This is a genomic window from Megasphaera indica (assembly GCF_046614755.1).
Taxonomy (GTDB): domain Bacteria; phylum Bacillota; class Negativicutes; order Veillonellales; family Megasphaeraceae; genus Megasphaera; species Megasphaera intestinihominis.
Window position 1 is genome coordinate 40,797 of record NZ_JBKKJR010000018.1, and the last position, 14,237, is coordinate 55,033.

The 14,237-nt window shown below is 59.7% G+C and carries 12 protein-coding genes and 1 rRNA gene; 11 read left to right on the forward strand and 2 right to left on the reverse strand.

Going from position 1 to position 14,237, the window contains the following annotated elements:
• The first annotated feature begins 84 nt into the window (after nucleotides 1-84).
• Both ACFCTO_RS09320 and ACFCTO_RS09325 read left to right on the forward strand, forming a co-directional pair.
• Nucleotides 85-756: a 2Fe-2S iron-sulfur cluster-binding protein gene (locus ACFCTO_RS09320; RefSeq protein WP_292261100.1), complete on the forward strand. Its 672-nt coding sequence runs from the start codon at nucleotides 85-87 to the stop codon at nucleotides 754-756.
• A 10-nt stretch (nucleotides 757-766) separates the two neighbouring features.
• Nucleotides 767-2,377 (forward strand): FAD-dependent oxidoreductase, encoded by a 1,611-nt coding sequence (locus tag ACFCTO_RS09325; RefSeq protein ID WP_499876781.1) that lies wholly within the window; start codon nucleotides 767-769, stop codon nucleotides 2,375-2,377.
• Here ACFCTO_RS09325 and ACFCTO_RS09330 read toward each other — a convergent pair.
• The gene (locus ACFCTO_RS09330) at nucleotides 2,374-3,567 is read right to left on the reverse strand and encodes an MFS transporter (RefSeq protein ID WP_292261106.1); all 1,194 of its coding nucleotides are present in this window, start codon (nucleotides 3,565-3,567) and stop codon (nucleotides 2,374-2,376) included. The two genes, ACFCTO_RS09325 and ACFCTO_RS09330, sit on opposite strands and share 4 nt — an antisense overlap.
• A 138-nt stretch (nucleotides 3,568-3,705) precedes the next feature.
• Between ACFCTO_RS09330 and ACFCTO_RS09335 the strand changes: the two genes are divergently transcribed.
• Genes ACFCTO_RS09335 through ACFCTO_RS09365 form a run of 7 tightly spaced genes read left to right on the forward strand, consistent with a single transcriptional unit; the run spans nucleotide 3,706 to nucleotide 11,180 of the window.
• On the forward strand, nucleotides 3,706-4,638 hold the full coding sequence (locus tag ACFCTO_RS09335; protein ID WP_499876783.1) for an ABC transporter permease: 933 nt from the start codon (nucleotides 3,706-3,708) through the stop codon (nucleotides 4,636-4,638).
• Between the two features lie 2 nt (nucleotides 4,639-4,640).
• On the forward strand, nucleotides 4,641-5,543 hold the full coding sequence (locus ACFCTO_RS09340) for an ABC transporter permease (RefSeq protein WP_036200954.1): 903 nt from the start codon (nucleotides 4,641-4,643) through the stop codon (nucleotides 5,541-5,543).
• On the forward strand, nucleotides 5,543-6,535 hold the full coding sequence (locus ACFCTO_RS09345; protein WP_020310691.1) for an ABC transporter ATP-binding protein: 993 nt from the start codon (nucleotides 5,543-5,545) through the stop codon (nucleotides 6,533-6,535). Before ACFCTO_RS09340 ends, ACFCTO_RS09345 begins: the two co-directional genes overlap by 1 nt.
• Nucleotides 6,532-7,500, forward strand: coding sequence for an ABC transporter ATP-binding protein (locus ACFCTO_RS09350; RefSeq protein ID WP_292261113.1), 969 nt, complete (start codon nucleotides 6,532-6,534; stop codon nucleotides 7,498-7,500). The genes ACFCTO_RS09345 and ACFCTO_RS09350 overlap by 4 nt, the downstream gene beginning before the upstream one ends.
• A complete protein-coding gene (locus tag ACFCTO_RS09355) occupies nucleotides 7,497-9,089 on the forward strand; it encodes a peptide ABC transporter substrate-binding protein (RefSeq protein WP_499876782.1) in 1,593 nt (530 codons plus the stop codon). Before ACFCTO_RS09350 ends, ACFCTO_RS09355 begins: the two co-directional genes overlap by 4 nt.
• Before the next feature lie 4 nt (nucleotides 9,090-9,093).
• Complete coding sequence (locus tag ACFCTO_RS09360; protein ID WP_292300080.1) at nucleotides 9,094-10,023, forward strand: S66 peptidase family protein; 930 nt, start codon at nucleotides 9,094-9,096, stop codon at nucleotides 10,021-10,023.
• 20 nt (nucleotides 10,024-10,043) lie between these two features.
• Nucleotides 10,044-11,180: an amidohydrolase gene (locus ACFCTO_RS09365; protein ID WP_292300078.1), complete on the forward strand. Its 1,137-nt coding sequence runs from the start codon at nucleotides 10,044-10,046 to the stop codon at nucleotides 11,178-11,180.
• On the opposite strand, the gene ACFCTO_RS09370 is transcribed toward ACFCTO_RS09365, so the two are convergent.
• On the reverse strand, nucleotides 11,181-12,536 hold the full coding sequence (locus ACFCTO_RS09370) for an aspartate aminotransferase family protein (protein ID WP_292261125.1): 1,356 nt from the start codon (nucleotides 12,534-12,536) through the stop codon (nucleotides 11,181-11,183).
• Between the two features lie 179 nt (nucleotides 12,537-12,715).
• On the opposite strand from ACFCTO_RS09370, the gene ACFCTO_RS09375 reads away from it, so the two are divergent.
• A complete protein-coding gene (locus ACFCTO_RS09375; RefSeq protein WP_292302304.1) occupies nucleotides 12,716-13,843 on the forward strand; it encodes a PucR family transcriptional regulator in 1,128 nt (375 codons plus the stop codon).
• A gap of 329 nt (nucleotides 13,844-14,172) precedes the next feature.
• Nucleotides 14,173-14,237, forward strand: a 16S ribosomal RNA gene (locus ACFCTO_RS09380); the annotation flags it as partial.

Below are 14,237 nucleotides of genomic sequence, written 5' to 3' on the forward strand. Positions count from 1 at the left end.
CAACTAGCCACTAGCAACTAAAAAAGGGCTTGTCGTGTACGACAAGCCCTTTTGCCATTCATTCACAAAGGAGTTTTTATCATTATGAAAATGGTAACGGTCTATTTACTGGGCAAGAAGTTTTCGGTCCCTGAAGATCTGACGATCATGCGGGCCATGGAATATTCCGGGTTCCGCCTGGTCCGCGGCTGCGGCTGCCGCAGCGGGTTCTGCGGGGCCTGTGCCGTCGTTTACCGCCTGCAGGGCCAGACGGAGACTCATTCGGCCCTGGCCTGCCAGACGAAGGTCGAAGACGGCATGTGCGTCGGCCGCCTGGAATCGTTTCCCATCAAGAAAGAAACCTACGATATGGACGACCTGCCCGTAGCCGGCAACGTCGTCGGCCAGCTCTATCCGGAAATCTACAACTGCATCCACTGCAACGCCTGTACGCGGAACTGTCCCCAGGGCATCCAGGTCATGAAGTACATCGCCCTGGCCCAGCGCGGTGATTATGCCGGCTGTGCCAAGGAATCCTTCCGCTGTGTCTGCTGCAACATCTGCGCTGCCAGCTGCCCGGCCAAGATCAGTCACGGTGCCGTCGGCCTCCTGGCACGGCGCCTCATGGGCAAGTACATCGCCAAGAAGAGCAAGCACCTGGACCAGCGCGTCCAGGCCATCCGGGAAGGCCAGTTCGTGGCCGACGTCCAGCATCTGATGGCAGCCGGTGACGATGAACTGCGCCGCTTATATGAATCGCGGGATATTGAGAAATAGGGGGACGATCATGATTTATACAGAAGAAATGCGGGCTTCCCAGGCGCGGGTCGAAGCTACGCGGAATATCCGTTTATCTGAAGAACTGCCGCGCTTTACGGCAGAAGAGAAGGGGGAACTCCTGCGCCAGTACCATCCGGATTACCATGAAGAAGGCTTTGCCGTCCTGACTGTCGGCCCCAATAAAGGCGATAAAGTGCCGAAGGAACTGGCCGCCCTGCTGCTGGGCAAGAGCCGCATGGATACGGCCGACGTCGACTTGGACCATATCCAGTTCGAAACGGATGTCCTGGTCATTGGCGGTGGCGGCGCCGGTGCGGCGGCTGCCATCGAAGCGGCCCGGCACGGCGCCAAGGTCCTCATGGCGACGAAACTGCGCATAGGCGATGCCAATACGGGCATGGCCGAAGGCGGCATCCAGGCAGCCGACAAGGAAAGCGATTCGCCGGCGGCCCACTATCTCGACGCCATCGGCGGCGGCCATTATAAGAACAAGCCTGAACTGCTGGCCGAACTCGTCCTCCACGGGCCGGAAGCCATCCAGTGGCTCAGCTCGCTGGGCGTCCTCTTCGACAAGAACAGCGACGGCTCCATGGTCACGACCCATGGCGGCGGCACGTCGCGCAAGCGTATGCACGCCTGCGGCGACTATACAGGGGCGGAAATCATGCGCGTCCTCCGCGACGAAGTGCGCAATGCCGGCGTCGACGTCGTCGAATATTCACCGGCTGTGGAACTCCTCCTCGACGGAGCAGGGAAGGCGGCCGGTGCCGTCCTCTACGATTTCGATACCCGGGAATACCACGTCGTCCGCGCCAAGAGCGTCATCATCGCAACCGGTGGCGCCGGCCGTCTCCATTACCAGGGCTTCCCGACGTCCAACCACTACGGTTCGACAGCCGACGGCCTGGTCATGGCCTACCGTGCCGGCGTGCCCCTCATCTATGCCGACGCCATCCAGTACCATCCGACAGGCGCCGCCTATCCGCCGCAGATCTACGGCGCTTTAGTGACGGAAAAGGTCCGCTCCCTCGGGGCCATGCTGGTCAATAAGAACGGCGAAGCCTTCCTCCATCCCCTGGAAACGCGTGACGTCGTCGCTGCGGCCATCATCCGCGAATGTCAGGAACGGGACAAGGGCGTCTATGCCCTCCACGGGCCGGCCGTCTGGCTCGACACGCCCATGGTCGACCTCATCAACGGCGAAGGGACCATGGAAAAGCGCCTGCCGGCCATGATCCACATGTATGAAAAATTCGGCATCAATATCCGCAAGCAGCCCATCCTGGTCTATCCGACCCTGCATTACCAGAATGGCGGCATCTGCATCGGCGCCAAGAGCGAAACGAAGATACCCGGCCTCTACGCTGCCGGCGAAGACGTCGGCGGCATCCACGGGACGAACCGCCTCATGGGCAACAGTCTCCTGGATATCATCGTCTTCGGCCGCATTGCCGGGACGGAAGCGGCTTCTTACAGCCAGACGGCCCATACTGGGAAAGGGACGCTGGACCACGTCCGCCGTTTCGACGAAGAACGGGCAGAAGCCCGCGTCGATGACGACATCCTGTCGCCGAAGCTCCTGCCCAATTACACCCATAACCGCGGCACGCGGGGCTAGGCTTCGTGGAGCTGGCGGGCTTTGCGCTGGACAGCGATACTGATGAACAGCAGCAGGGCGCCGGCTGCCAGGAAGACGTATTTCATGCCCAGGAAGGTGGCGATGACGCCGCCCAGGATGGGGCCGCCCATGGCCCCGACCTGCTGGGCTGAGAACATCAGGCCGAAGACGCGCCCTTTGATGCTGGCACTGGTCTTTTCGGCCAGGATGGCGTTGATAGACGGATAGATGCCGGAGAAGAAGAGGCCGATGGCGAACTGGCTGGCCGCAAAGGCGTACAGCGTGTCCGGGATGGCCTGGACGAAGAAGAAGATCCCCGCCAGGACCAGGGACAGGCGCAGGGCCTTGACGAAACCGTGATGCTGGCCGAAGCGCCCCCAGAGCGGTGCCGTAATGGCGCTGGAAAAACCGCCTAGTGAGAAGATGAGGCCTGAAATGAAGACCAGGTTGTCCAGCTCGCCGGCCAGGTGGGAGATGTATGTCGTCAATATGGGCTGGACGATGAGGATGACGACCTGGACCAGGGCGGCACTGACCAGCATCAGGCGGATGACGGGAATCTTCCAGAGGCTGACCTTTTCGCCTTCTGCCCCGGCTGCGGCCGTATCCGCTGCGGCTGTATCCGTCGGCGGTTCTTTGATGAAGAAGACTAGGACGACGAAGTTGAGGAACAGGGCGCCGGCTGCCAGGAAGAAGGACATGCGCATGCCGAAGGCTTCGGCCAGGATGCCGCCGAAGAGGGGGCCGATGATGCCGCCTGCCGTCAGGGCGCCCTGCATGATGCCCAGGCAGATGCCCAATTTCTTCGGCGGTGCATAGATGGTCATGATGGCCAGTTCCATCGGCCACAGGCCCGACGCGAAGCCCTGGAACATGCGCATGAACGTCAGCTGCAGCGGCGACGTGACGATGCCGCCGAGAAAATAGCTGATCGATAAGAGCAGGCTGGCGCGGATGGCCATGAGCCGCTTGCCCCGCCGGTCGGCCATGCGTCCCCAGATAGGCGCCATGATGGCGCTGATGAGGAAGGTCGACGAAAAGACGACACCGGACCAGATGTTGACCGAGGCCGCATCGACGCCCAGTTCCCGCGTCAGGTACATGGGCAGGAAGGGGATGAGCATGGTATAGCTTGAAGACATGAAGACGACGTTGCAGGTCAGAATGGCCAGACAGAATTTCCAGTTCACGGCGATCACCTTTCTCGTATGGATTGTTAACGTGCTAACTTCTTATTATACGCCGCCTTTTCGGGAATTACAACTTGTCACGATGGGAACACAGCCTTATAATGAATAATATCTATGTTGGAAAGGAAGGAACCTGAATTGGCCATGTACCTTGCAAAGCGCCTGGCCGGCGCTTGTGTCGTCTTATGGGCGATCATCACCATTACTTTTGGCCTCATGCATGCCATCCCAGGCGGCCCGTTTACGCAGGAAAAGAAGCTGCCGCCGGCCGTCATGGCAACCGTCGAAGCCCGATATCACCTTGACGAGCCCTTATGGTCCCAGTACGTCGATTACGTCCGCCATGCAGCCGTCCTCGACTTGGGGCCTTCTTATAAGTATCCCGGCAAGACCTTCAACGATATCATTGCCGAAACCTTTCCCGTATCGGCCCAGCTGGGGCTCATCAGCCTCTTTTTGGCCATCGGTACCGGCGTCCTGGCCGGCATGGCCGCGGCCTGGTATAAGAATACCTGGATCGACTACACCATGATGGTCGGCGCCACCCTGGGCGTCTCTGTGCCCAGTTTCATCCTGGCAGCGGTCCTCATCCAGCTCTTCGCCTTTACCTGGCCCATCCTGCCGGCGGCCCTGTGGAAGGGGCCGGCTTACGTCATCCTGCCGGCCCTGGCCCTGGCGGCCCAGCCGACGGCCTTTATCATGCGCCTGACCCGGTCGAGCCTGCTCGATGCCCTGGGACAGGACTATATCCGCACGGCCCGGTCGCGGGGCATCGGCACGCGGTCCCTCATCTGCCACCATGCCCTGCGCAACGCCCTGCTGCCTGTCGTCAGTTATATCGGCCCTTTGGCAGCGGCCCTCATGACGGGGAGCTTCATCGTCGAGACGATTTTCGCCATACCCGGCCTGGGACGCCACTTCGTCACCAGCATTTATAACCGCGACTATACGGTCATCTTGGGCATTACGATTTTTTACAGTTTCCTCATCATGATGATGAATTTACTCATCGATGTCATTTATCCGCTCTTGGACCCGCGGATCACCATGGATGGAAAGAAGGAGGGCTGATGATGGATTTTACACCGCTTACGGCTGCTGACCGGACGGAACCCTATGTACCGCCCCAGACCCTGCGCGACCGGGGCTGGCGGCAGATGAAGAAGAACCGCCTGGCCTTATGGGGCCTGGCCATCGTCGTCGTCATGAGCCTCCTGGCCATTGCCGGCCCCTGGCTGGCGCCCTATACTTATGCCGACCAGGATTTGACGGCAGCCAATGCCTGGCCGTCGGCTGCGCACTGGTTCGGTACGGATTCCCTGGGCCGTGACCTCTTCGTCCGCGTCCTCTACGGCGCCCGCATTTCCCTGTCCATCGGCCTCGTCGCCAGCCTGATCAACGTCTTCATCGGCGTCATCTACGGCGGCATTGCCGGCCTCGTCGGCGGCCGGACGGACCAGATCATGATGCATATCGTCGACATCCTCTATTCCATTCCCATGCTGCTCTACGTCATTTTGCTCATGGTCGTCTTCAAGCCGGGCCTGCTCAACATCTACCTGGCCCTGGGCATTGCCTACTGGCTCAACATGGCCCGCATCGTTCGCGGCCAGATCCTCAGCCTGAAGCAGCAGGAATACGTCATGGCCGCCCGCTCCTGCGGGACGTCGACGTGGCATATCCTCTGCCGTCATATGATTCCCAACTGCGTCGGGCCGATCATCGTCACCCTGACCTTGTCCATTCCCGACGCGATTTTTACAGAAGCCTTCCTGAGTTTCATCGGCCTCGGCGTATCGGCGCCCATGGCCAGCTGGGGTGTCCTGGCTTCAGAAGGTATCAATAGTATGCGCTCCTTCCCGTTCCAGCTCGTCTTCCCGGCCCTGGCCCTGTGCATCACCATGCTGGGCTTCATGTTCCTCGGCGACGGCCTGCGCGACGCCCTGGACCCGCAGAACCAGAAGGAGGGACGCTAATGCAAGCCTTATTAGATGTACGCCATCTGACCATTTCTTTCCATACTTACCGGGGACTGCTGGAAGCCGTCCACGACGTATCGCTGACCGTCAATCCCGGCGAAACCGTCGGCATCGTCGGCGAATCGGGCTGCGGTAAATCCGTCACGTCCCAGGCGGCCATGAAGCTGCTGCCGGCTGAAGCGACGGAATATACTGGCGGCCAGATCCTCTGGGACGGCCGCGATGTCATCCCCTTGTCGGAAACGCAGATGAACCGCCTGCGCGGCCGCGACATGGCCATGATTTTCCAGGACCCCATGACGTCGCTCAATCCCGTCCTGACCATCGGCAACCAGCTCTGCGAGGGCATCGCCCTGCACCAGCACCTGGGCCGTAAAGCCTGTGAAGCCAAGGCCCTGGAACTGCTCAGAGCCGTCGGACTGACGTCGCCGGAAAAGCGGCTCCATCAATATCCCCATGAATTATCGGGCGGCATGCGCCAGCGCTGTCTCATCGCCATGGCCCTGTCCTGTTCGCCGCGGCTCCTCTTTGCCGACGAACCGACGACGGCCCTTGACGTGACGACAGAAGCCCAGGTCCTGGATGTCCTCAAGCGCCTCCAGGCGGAATTGGGCATGGCCGTCGTCCTCATTTCCCATAATCTCGGCGTCATCGCCCAGATGTGCCGCCGCATTTATGTCATGTATGCCGGCGCCATCGTCGAAGAGGGGACGGCCGATGATATTTTCTACCGCCCGGCCCATCCCTATACCCAGGGCCTCCTGGCGTCACTGCCGGACCCGGCCCAGAAGGATAAAGCCCTGACCGGGATCCCCGGCCAGGCGCCGGACCTCTTCCACATGCCCGAGGGCTGTCGTTTCTATCCGCGCTGCCCCCAGGCCATGAAGGCCTGCATGACGGCGGCGCCGCCGCGGGAAGAAGCCGGACCGGGCCATCATTACACGTGCTGGCTGGCCCAGGCCGCCGCGGCCAAGGAGGCATTGCCATGAACCTCATCGAAGCCAAACATATCAGTAAACAATTCGTCGTCCAGCGGGACTGGCTGGGACGGCCCAAGAAGACCCTGACCGCCGTCGACGACTTGTCCCTGACCATCGGCCAGGGCGAGACGGTCGGCCTCGTCGGCGAATCGGGCTGCGGCAAATCGACTTTTGCCCGGACCCTGCTGGGCTTATATGCCAAGACCGGCGGATCCATTGCCTATAAGGGCAGGGACATTGCCGACCGCGCTGTGGGCCGCGACTATCGCCGCCACGTCCAGATGATTTTCCAGGACCCTTATGCCTCGCTGGACCCGCGCATGACCGTCGAGGACATCATCAGCGAGCCCCTGCGCAACTACCATCTCTGTCAGGACGACAGCCAGCGGCGTCAGCGCGTGGCGTCCTTATTGGAACAGGTCGACATGCGGCCTGAAGCGGCCCAGCGCTATCCCCATGAATTCAGCGGCGGCCAGCGCCAGCGCATCGGCATCGCCCGGGCCCTGGCCGTCGACCCGGAATGTGTCTTCTGCGATGAACCTATTTCGGCCCTCGACGTGTCCGTCCAGGTCCAGATCGTCAACATGATGCAGCGCCTGCAGCAGGAACGGGGCCTGTCCTATCTGTTCATCGCCCATGACCTGGCCATGGTCCATCACATGAGCCGCCGCATGGGCGTCATGTATTTAGGCCGCCTCGTCGAATTGGGGCCGGGCGACGCCGTCTTCCACGACCCGCTCCACCCCTATACTCAGATGCTCATCGCCTCCGTGCCCCGGCCGGACCCGCACTACCGGCGCCGGACCATCGTCTGCGGCGAAGTGCCGAGCCCCCTCGACTTGCCCAAGGGCTGCGTCTTCCATCCCCGCTGTCCCTACGCCGATGAAGTCTGCCGCATCGACGTGCCTCATTTCCGGCAGGTCGCAGACGACCGCTTCGTCGCCTGCCATCATGCGAGAGGAGGCAGACGATGAAGAAATTACTCTTACTCCTGAGCTGCCTGCTGACGGCCGTCCTCTTCAGCGGCTGCGGCATCCAGCACCCCGATACGGTCAGCTACGTCCTGGAAGCGGAACCGTCGCGGCTGGACCCGGCCATGACGACGGCCCTCGTCGAAAGCAATGTGGAACTGCAGATATTTGAAGGCCTGACCCGCCTCGACGATGACGATGTACCCCAGCCGGCCCTGGCCGAAAGCTGGGATATCTCACCGGATGGCAAGACGTATACCTTCCACCTGCGGCCGGGCATCGAATGGAGCGACGGCACGCCGATTACGGCAGGCGACATCGAATATTCCTGGAAGCGCGTCGTCGATCCCGACGTAGCTTCGGAAAATGCCTATATGCTCTTTTGTATCGACAAGGCCGAAGACTATTTCAATAAGAAGGCCTCGGCCGATGCCGTCGGCGTCAAAGCCGTCGATGACCGGACCCTGGTCGTCCGCCTGAAGGAACCGACGCCGTATTTCCTCAACCTGACGGCGTTCCACTGCTATTATCCCGTCCCCAGGAAGCTCGTCGAAGCCAAGCCCGATACGTGGGCTGCCGATGCGGACGGCATGGTCTGCAGCGGCCCCTATAAAATCGTTTCCTGGAACCATTCCAGTGAAATCGAAGTCGTCAAGAACGACCGCTACTGGGATGCCGGTTCGGTCATCCTGGACCACCTCGATTTCCCCATCAGCGATTCCCAGGCGACGCGCCTGACCCTGGTCGAAAGCAATCAGGCCAACATGACCGTCGAACCGCCGCCGGCCGACCAGGAACGGCTGGAACAGATGGGCCTCTATAAGATTGCACCTTATCTCGGCGCCTATTACTACGTCTTCAACGTCCAGAAGAAGCCCTTTGACGACGTCCGCGTCCGCAAGGCCTTTGCCCTGGCCGTCCAGCGCCAGGGACTGATGAAGTACATCGTCCGCGGTGAAAAGGAAGCGGCCTACGCCTGGGTCCCGCCGGGACTGAAGGACAAGGCCACAGGCCGTGATTTCCGTAAGGAAGGGGGGAACCTCATCGCCGAAGACCCGGCCAAAGCCCGCCAGCTCCTGAAGGAAGCCGGTTACGATGACCAGCACCCGCTGCCGGAAGTGACGCTCCTCTTCAATACCAATGAAATGCACAAGGCTATAGCCGAAGCCCTGCAGGCCATGTGGAAAGAAAACCTCGGCGTCGACGTCAATATTACCAACCAGGAATCGAAAGTCTTCATGGCCACCCGCGCCCAAGGCGACTACCAGCTGGCCCGGGCGTCGTGGATCGCCGATTACATCGACCCCATGACCTTCCTCGACGTCTTTGCCGATGACGAAAATGACGCCCAGTACCACAACCCGGCGTATAATGCATTGATTGCCAAAGCCAAGGCCAGCAACGACGAAAGACAGCGCATGGCCTATCTCCACGAAGCGGAACAGATGCTCTTCGACGACTGCGTCATCATCCCCTTGTACTACACGACCCAGCCCTACGTGGCCCAGCCCTATATCAGGGGCTACCACTGGTCGCCGCTGGGACTGGTCGATTTCAAGAAAGCCTATATCGATGAATCAGAAAGGAAGTAGCCTTATGGAGTATACCTATGCAGAACCTTTGCAAGCTGGCGACACCATCGCCGTCGTTGCCCCGTCGTCAGCCCTGGCCGGTGCCGATGTGACCAAGGGCCTCACCTTCTTGCGGTCCCTCGGCTATGAATTGAAAATCGGGAAATCCGTATCTGCCTTTGACGGTTATCTGGCCGGCCCCGACCGGCTGCGGGCAAGGGATATCAACGAAGCCTTTGCCGACGACGCCGTCAAGGCCATCGTCTGCCTGCGCGGCGGCTATGGGGCGACGCGCATCCTGCCGCTGCTGGACTATAAGCTCATTGCGGCCCATCCCAAATTGTTCGTCGGCTTCAGCGATATTACGGCCCTGCATACGGCCTTCCTCCAGCGCTGCGGCTTCTGTCCCATCCACGGGACTATGGTCATGTCCCTGGGCCGCAATGCCTCGGAATATACGAAAGAGCAGTTCGCCTACGGCCTGCAGCATCCCTATGAAGCGCGGGAACTGCCGCTGCCGCCGGGCTGCCAGCCGGAAACCCTCGTCCCCGGTGCCGTCACGGGTCCGCTGGCCGGGGGCAATATGATGCTCCTGTCGGTCCTCATGGGCACGCCTTATGCCATCGATCCGCCAGACGGAGCCATCCTCTGTCTGGAAGAAGTCGGGGAAGAGGCCTATGCCCTGGACCGCATGCTCTGCCAGTTCGAGGAATCGGGCCTCATCGACCGCGTCCAGGCCATCGCCTTCGGCGAATTCCACCACTGCGGCCCTGACGAAGGCGCCCGTTATGAATGGACGGTGAAAGAAGTCCTCCAGGCCTATGCCCGCAAGTGGGGCAAACCGGCCGTCATGGGCCTGCCCTTCGGCCACGGTGCCGACAACGCCTGGCTGCCCCTGGGCCAGATGGCCGGTCTCGAAGCCCGCCTGGACGGCGTACGCTTTACGCTGCTGTAATTTGGATAGGAGAGATTCTCATGGAATATAAAGATTTGAAAGACCAGGCCTGCCGCTATGTAGATGAACTGAAACCGGTCATCTACGGCATTGCCGAAAGCCTTCACGACCACCCGGAAACGGGCATGAACGAAGTCTTCGCATCGGCGACGCTGAAAAAAATCCTGCAGGACCGCGGCTTTGCCATCGACAATCCCGTCGCCGACGCTTTCCCGACGGCCTTTCACGCTGTCTGCGGCCACGGTCCTTTTCAGATGGGCTTTTTGGCCGAATACGATGCCCTGCCGGAAATCGGCCACGGCTGCGGCCATAACCTCATCGCCGCCATGAGCGTTGGCGCGGCCCTGGCCTTTGCCAAAGCGGCCGGCGACAAGGCGACGGTCCACGTCTACGGCTGTCCGGCCGAAGAGACCGTCGGCAGCAAAGTCTATATGAGCGAACACGGCGTCTTCGACGGCCTGGACGCGGCGGTCATCGTCCATCCCGGTACGGATAAGACCTATATCGGCGGCACGTCCTATGCGACGCACCCCATGCAGTTCACCTTCCTCGGCAAGGCGGCCCACGTCGCCGATGCGACCTACCACGGCGTCAATGCCCTCGATGCCCTCGTCGATTTCTATGGCCGCCTGAAGGCCTATGAAAAGACCTTGACCGAACGCCATATCATCGGCGCCATCATCACCGAAGGCGGTACGGCGCCGAACATCGTGCCTGACCAGGCTGTCCTCAAGGCGACCATCCGGGCCCTGAAAGTGGAATACCTGGAAGACAAGATGCTGCCGGACATAAAAAAAATCGCCCGTGACGTCGCCGACGCACACGGAGCGAAAGTGGAAATGGTCCATTATGAACCGCTCTATAAGAATATGATCAATGACCCCAGGATGGACGTTTACTTTGCCGACGCCTTCAACCAGCTCTACGAAGAATTCGGCGTCCGCGACGACGACTATGCCGAAGGCTCGACGGACGTAGGCAATGTCAGCCAAATTACGCGGGTCAGCCAGCCGGAAATCTGCATCGGCTACGACATCAATGCCCATACGAAAGAATTTGCCCAAGCCGCTGGCAGCGACCTGGGCAAGATGCAGGCATTGACGGGCGCCAAGGCCATGGCCATGGTCGCCCTCGATGTCATGGGAGAGAAATACTGATTATTTCGTGCAGGTAATGATGGCCTGTTCCAGGATGTCCAGGCCGGCATCGAGCTGGGCGTCGGTGACGACGAGCGGGCAGAGGAAGCGGATGACGTTGTCGTAAATGCCGCAGTTTTCCATGATCAGGCCGTGCTGGGCCGCTTCTTTGATGACGGCTGTGACCAGTTCCGGATAGGGCTTCTTGCTGGCTTTGTCGTGGACGAATTCCAGGCCGAGCATAGCGCCTAAGCCGCGGTAGTCGCCGATGACGTCGTATTTCTGTTTCCACTGTTCATAGCGGGCGCAGACTTTCTGGCCGATTTCCAAAGCCCGGTCGGCCAAATGGTCCCGTTCCATGATTTCGATGACTTTCAGGGCCGAAGCGCAGGCCAGGGCGTTGCCGCCAAAAGTACCGCCGATGACGCCGGCCGGGACGGATTCCATGATTTCTTCGCGGGCTACGACGGCACCGAGAGGCACGCCGCCGCCGATGGATTTAGCCGTGGCGATGATATCCGGCGGGCAGCCGGCTTCTTTCCAGTATTCCGTCGCCAGCATGCGGCCTGTGCGGCACCAGCCGGTCTGGACTTCGTCGGCGATGAGCAGGATGCCGTTGTCGTCGCAGACTTTGCGCAGGGCCTTGATCCAGGGGATAGGAGCCGGGATGAAGCCGCCTTCGCCCTGGAGCGGTTCGACGACGATAGCGGCGACGTATTCCGCCGGCGAAGCGTACATGAAGACTTCTTTCAGGGAATTCAGGTAAAATTCCAGGGCTTCGTCATCGCTCATGCCAGCCGGTTTGCGGTAGAGATAAGGGAATTCGGCCCGATAGACGCCGTCCGGGAAGGGGCCCATGCCGCGGGCGTAGGCTTTCTTGGCCGTCATGGCCATGGTCATGAGCGTGCGGCCGTGGAATGCGCCGGAGAAGACGATGATGTTCGGCCGTTTCGTATAGGCCTTGGCGACTTTGACGGCATTTTCATCGGCTTCAGCGCCGCTGTTGATGAAGAAGGAGCGTTTCTTGTCGCCCTTGACCGGCGCGATGGCGTTGAGTTTTTCCGCCAGGGCGACGTAGCCTTCATGGGTGACGATGTTGGCCATGGCATGGAAATACTTCCCGGCCTGGTCCTGGACGGCCTTGACGACTTCCGGCTGGGAATAGCCGATGTTCAGGACGCCGACGCCGCCGACCCAGTCGAGGAAATAGTTGCCGTCTACGTCTTCAAACATGGCGCCTTCGCCGCGCTGGATGACTGTCGGATAGATGGTCCCGATGGCATCCGGGATGGCCTGACGGCGGCGGGCCAGGACGGCAGCGGCTTTCGGGCCGGGAACGGTCTGGGTAACGATTTTCGGTAATTCATCTTTTAACATAATGTCTCCCCCTTATCAATGCAAGATACAAAGCCTTGGTGAGTGCTTTATGAAAGACTTTGTATGGATAATCTTAAACGATACGCTTATTATACGTTTTACTATTAAAAACAACAAGAAGCTGGGAAACCAAAGTTAAAAATATGATGTTGTGCTGACGACACAAAGGAGGGAGTCCCATGTCTCTATCCATCGCTCAACTTTACAGGCAGGATGAAAACAAATATAAACTGGACCTCCTGGCCGGACGGCAGGGACTGAGCCGCGACGTGGCCTGGGTGCAGGTCATGGAAGATGCCGACTATGGCACTTTTTTGCGGCCTCACGCCTTCATCTTCACGACGGGCCTGGCCAGCCACGGCGACCCGCATTGGCTGGAACGTTTTGTTGATGCCCTGCTGGCAGCCGATGCGGCCGGGCTGGTCGTCAATACGGGAAAGTACCTCTTGCCGTCGGATATTACGGAAGCCTTGAAAGAACGCTGTGAGGAAGCGGCCTTCCCGTTGTTCACCATGCCCTGGGAAGTGCGCCTGGCCGACATTACCCAATCCTTCTTGTCGGCCCTCTTTTTGACCAACCGTGAAGAATACCGGGCCATTACGGCGTGGAAGGAATTCCTCTTCGGCGTCCAGGGGTCGTCGGTCCTGACTGAACTGGCCCTGACGGGCTGGCAGGACGAGGGGCCGTATACGGCACTGGTCCTGGCCGGCGCCGATGGCGATGCCGATTTTCTGGCTGACAGCAAGTCCTTCCTCAACGGGCTGGACCAGCCATACTTTATATTTCCTTATAAGGACACAATCGTCCTGCTCCTGCAGGGAACGCTGCCGGCAGCACTCGTCGCCTGGCTCAAAGGCCATGACCGCCTGGTGACGGGCCAGGGCCTGACGGCGCCTGACTTGAAATCCCTGCCAGACAGCTGCCACCAGGGGCAGCAGGCTTTGGTATGGGCCCGTCTCCATCAGCAGTCCTGGTGCTATTTCGGAGCCCTCGGCGCCTATGCCCTCTTCTTTTCCCAGCCCGATGACCGGGTGCTGCGCGTCCTCCACGACCGGGCCCTGGGAGCCTTGCTGGCTTATGATGAAAGCCACCGGTCCAGTTTGTACGAAACGCTAGAAGCCTATCTCTGCCACGATGGCAGCCTGAAGGGAACGGCGGCCCAGCTCTACACTCATCGCAATACCGTAGCCTATCGCATCCACAAGGCGGAGAAACTCATTCCCTATGATCTGGCTGACTGGGAACAGCGGTTCACGGTCTTCCTGGCCTGCCATATCCACCGTTATTTTTCCCTGTTAGAAAAATAGTGTTGACATTTTGCAAGCTAAATGCTATTATATAGGAACCAGCTGTACTGAGACGGACGAAAGAAACGATAGGTTTGTTTTGTTGTGTCTGTATGAGTTCGCTTAGCGGACCGGCACTGATTGAATTGAAAAAAGTTCAAATCAGGGCTTGACAGACTTCTCGGAGTTTGGTAAGATATACAAGTCGTCGCGATGAAGCGATGGCAACGATGTCCTTTGAAAACTGAACAATGAACTGAATGAACGCCAACGTGCGAGGTTCTATTATATAGAACGTCAAACAATGAGTAATACCAATCAATAAACAAGAGCCAAACGCTCTTCCATATATCATGGAGAGTTTGATCCTGGCTCAGGACGAACGCTGGCGGCGTGCTTAACACATGCAAGTCGA

What these genes read in the sequence shown, in the direction of transcription:
- ACFCTO_RS09345 (WP_020310691.1), top strand. Translation starts at nt 5,543, where the DNA reads ATGCAAGCCTTATTAGATGTACGCCATCTGACCATTTCTTTCCATACT.
- ACFCTO_RS09375 (WP_292302304.1), top strand. Translation starts at nt 12,716, where the DNA reads ATGTCTCTATCCATCGCTCAACTTTACAGGCAGGATGAAAACAAATAT.
- ACFCTO_RS09365 (WP_292300078.1), top strand. Translation starts at nt 10,044, where the DNA reads ATGGAATATAAAGATTTGAAAGACCAGGCCTGCCGCTATGTAGATGAA.
- ACFCTO_RS09370 (WP_292261125.1), bottom strand. Translation starts at nt 12,536, where the DNA reads ATGTTAAAAGATGAATTACCGAAAATCGTTACCCAGACCGTTCCCGGC.
- ACFCTO_RS09355 (WP_499876782.1), top strand. Translation starts at nt 7,497, where the DNA reads ATGAAGAAATTACTCTTACTCCTGAGCTGCCTGCTGACGGCCGTCCTC.
- ACFCTO_RS09340 (WP_036200954.1), top strand. Translation starts at nt 4,641, where the DNA reads ATGGATTTTACACCGCTTACGGCTGCTGACCGGACGGAACCCTATGTA.
- ACFCTO_RS09320 (WP_292261100.1), top strand. Translation starts at nt 85, where the DNA reads ATGAAAATGGTAACGGTCTATTTACTGGGCAAGAAGTTTTCGGTCCCT.
- ACFCTO_RS09360 (WP_292300080.1), top strand. Translation starts at nt 9,094, where the DNA reads ATGGAGTATACCTATGCAGAACCTTTGCAAGCTGGCGACACCATCGCC.
- ACFCTO_RS09325 (WP_499876781.1), top strand. Translation starts at nt 767, where the DNA reads ATGATTTATACAGAAGAAATGCGGGCTTCCCAGGCGCGGGTCGAAGCT.
- ACFCTO_RS09350 (WP_292261113.1), top strand. Translation starts at nt 6,532, where the DNA reads ATGAACCTCATCGAAGCCAAACATATCAGTAAACAATTCGTCGTCCAG.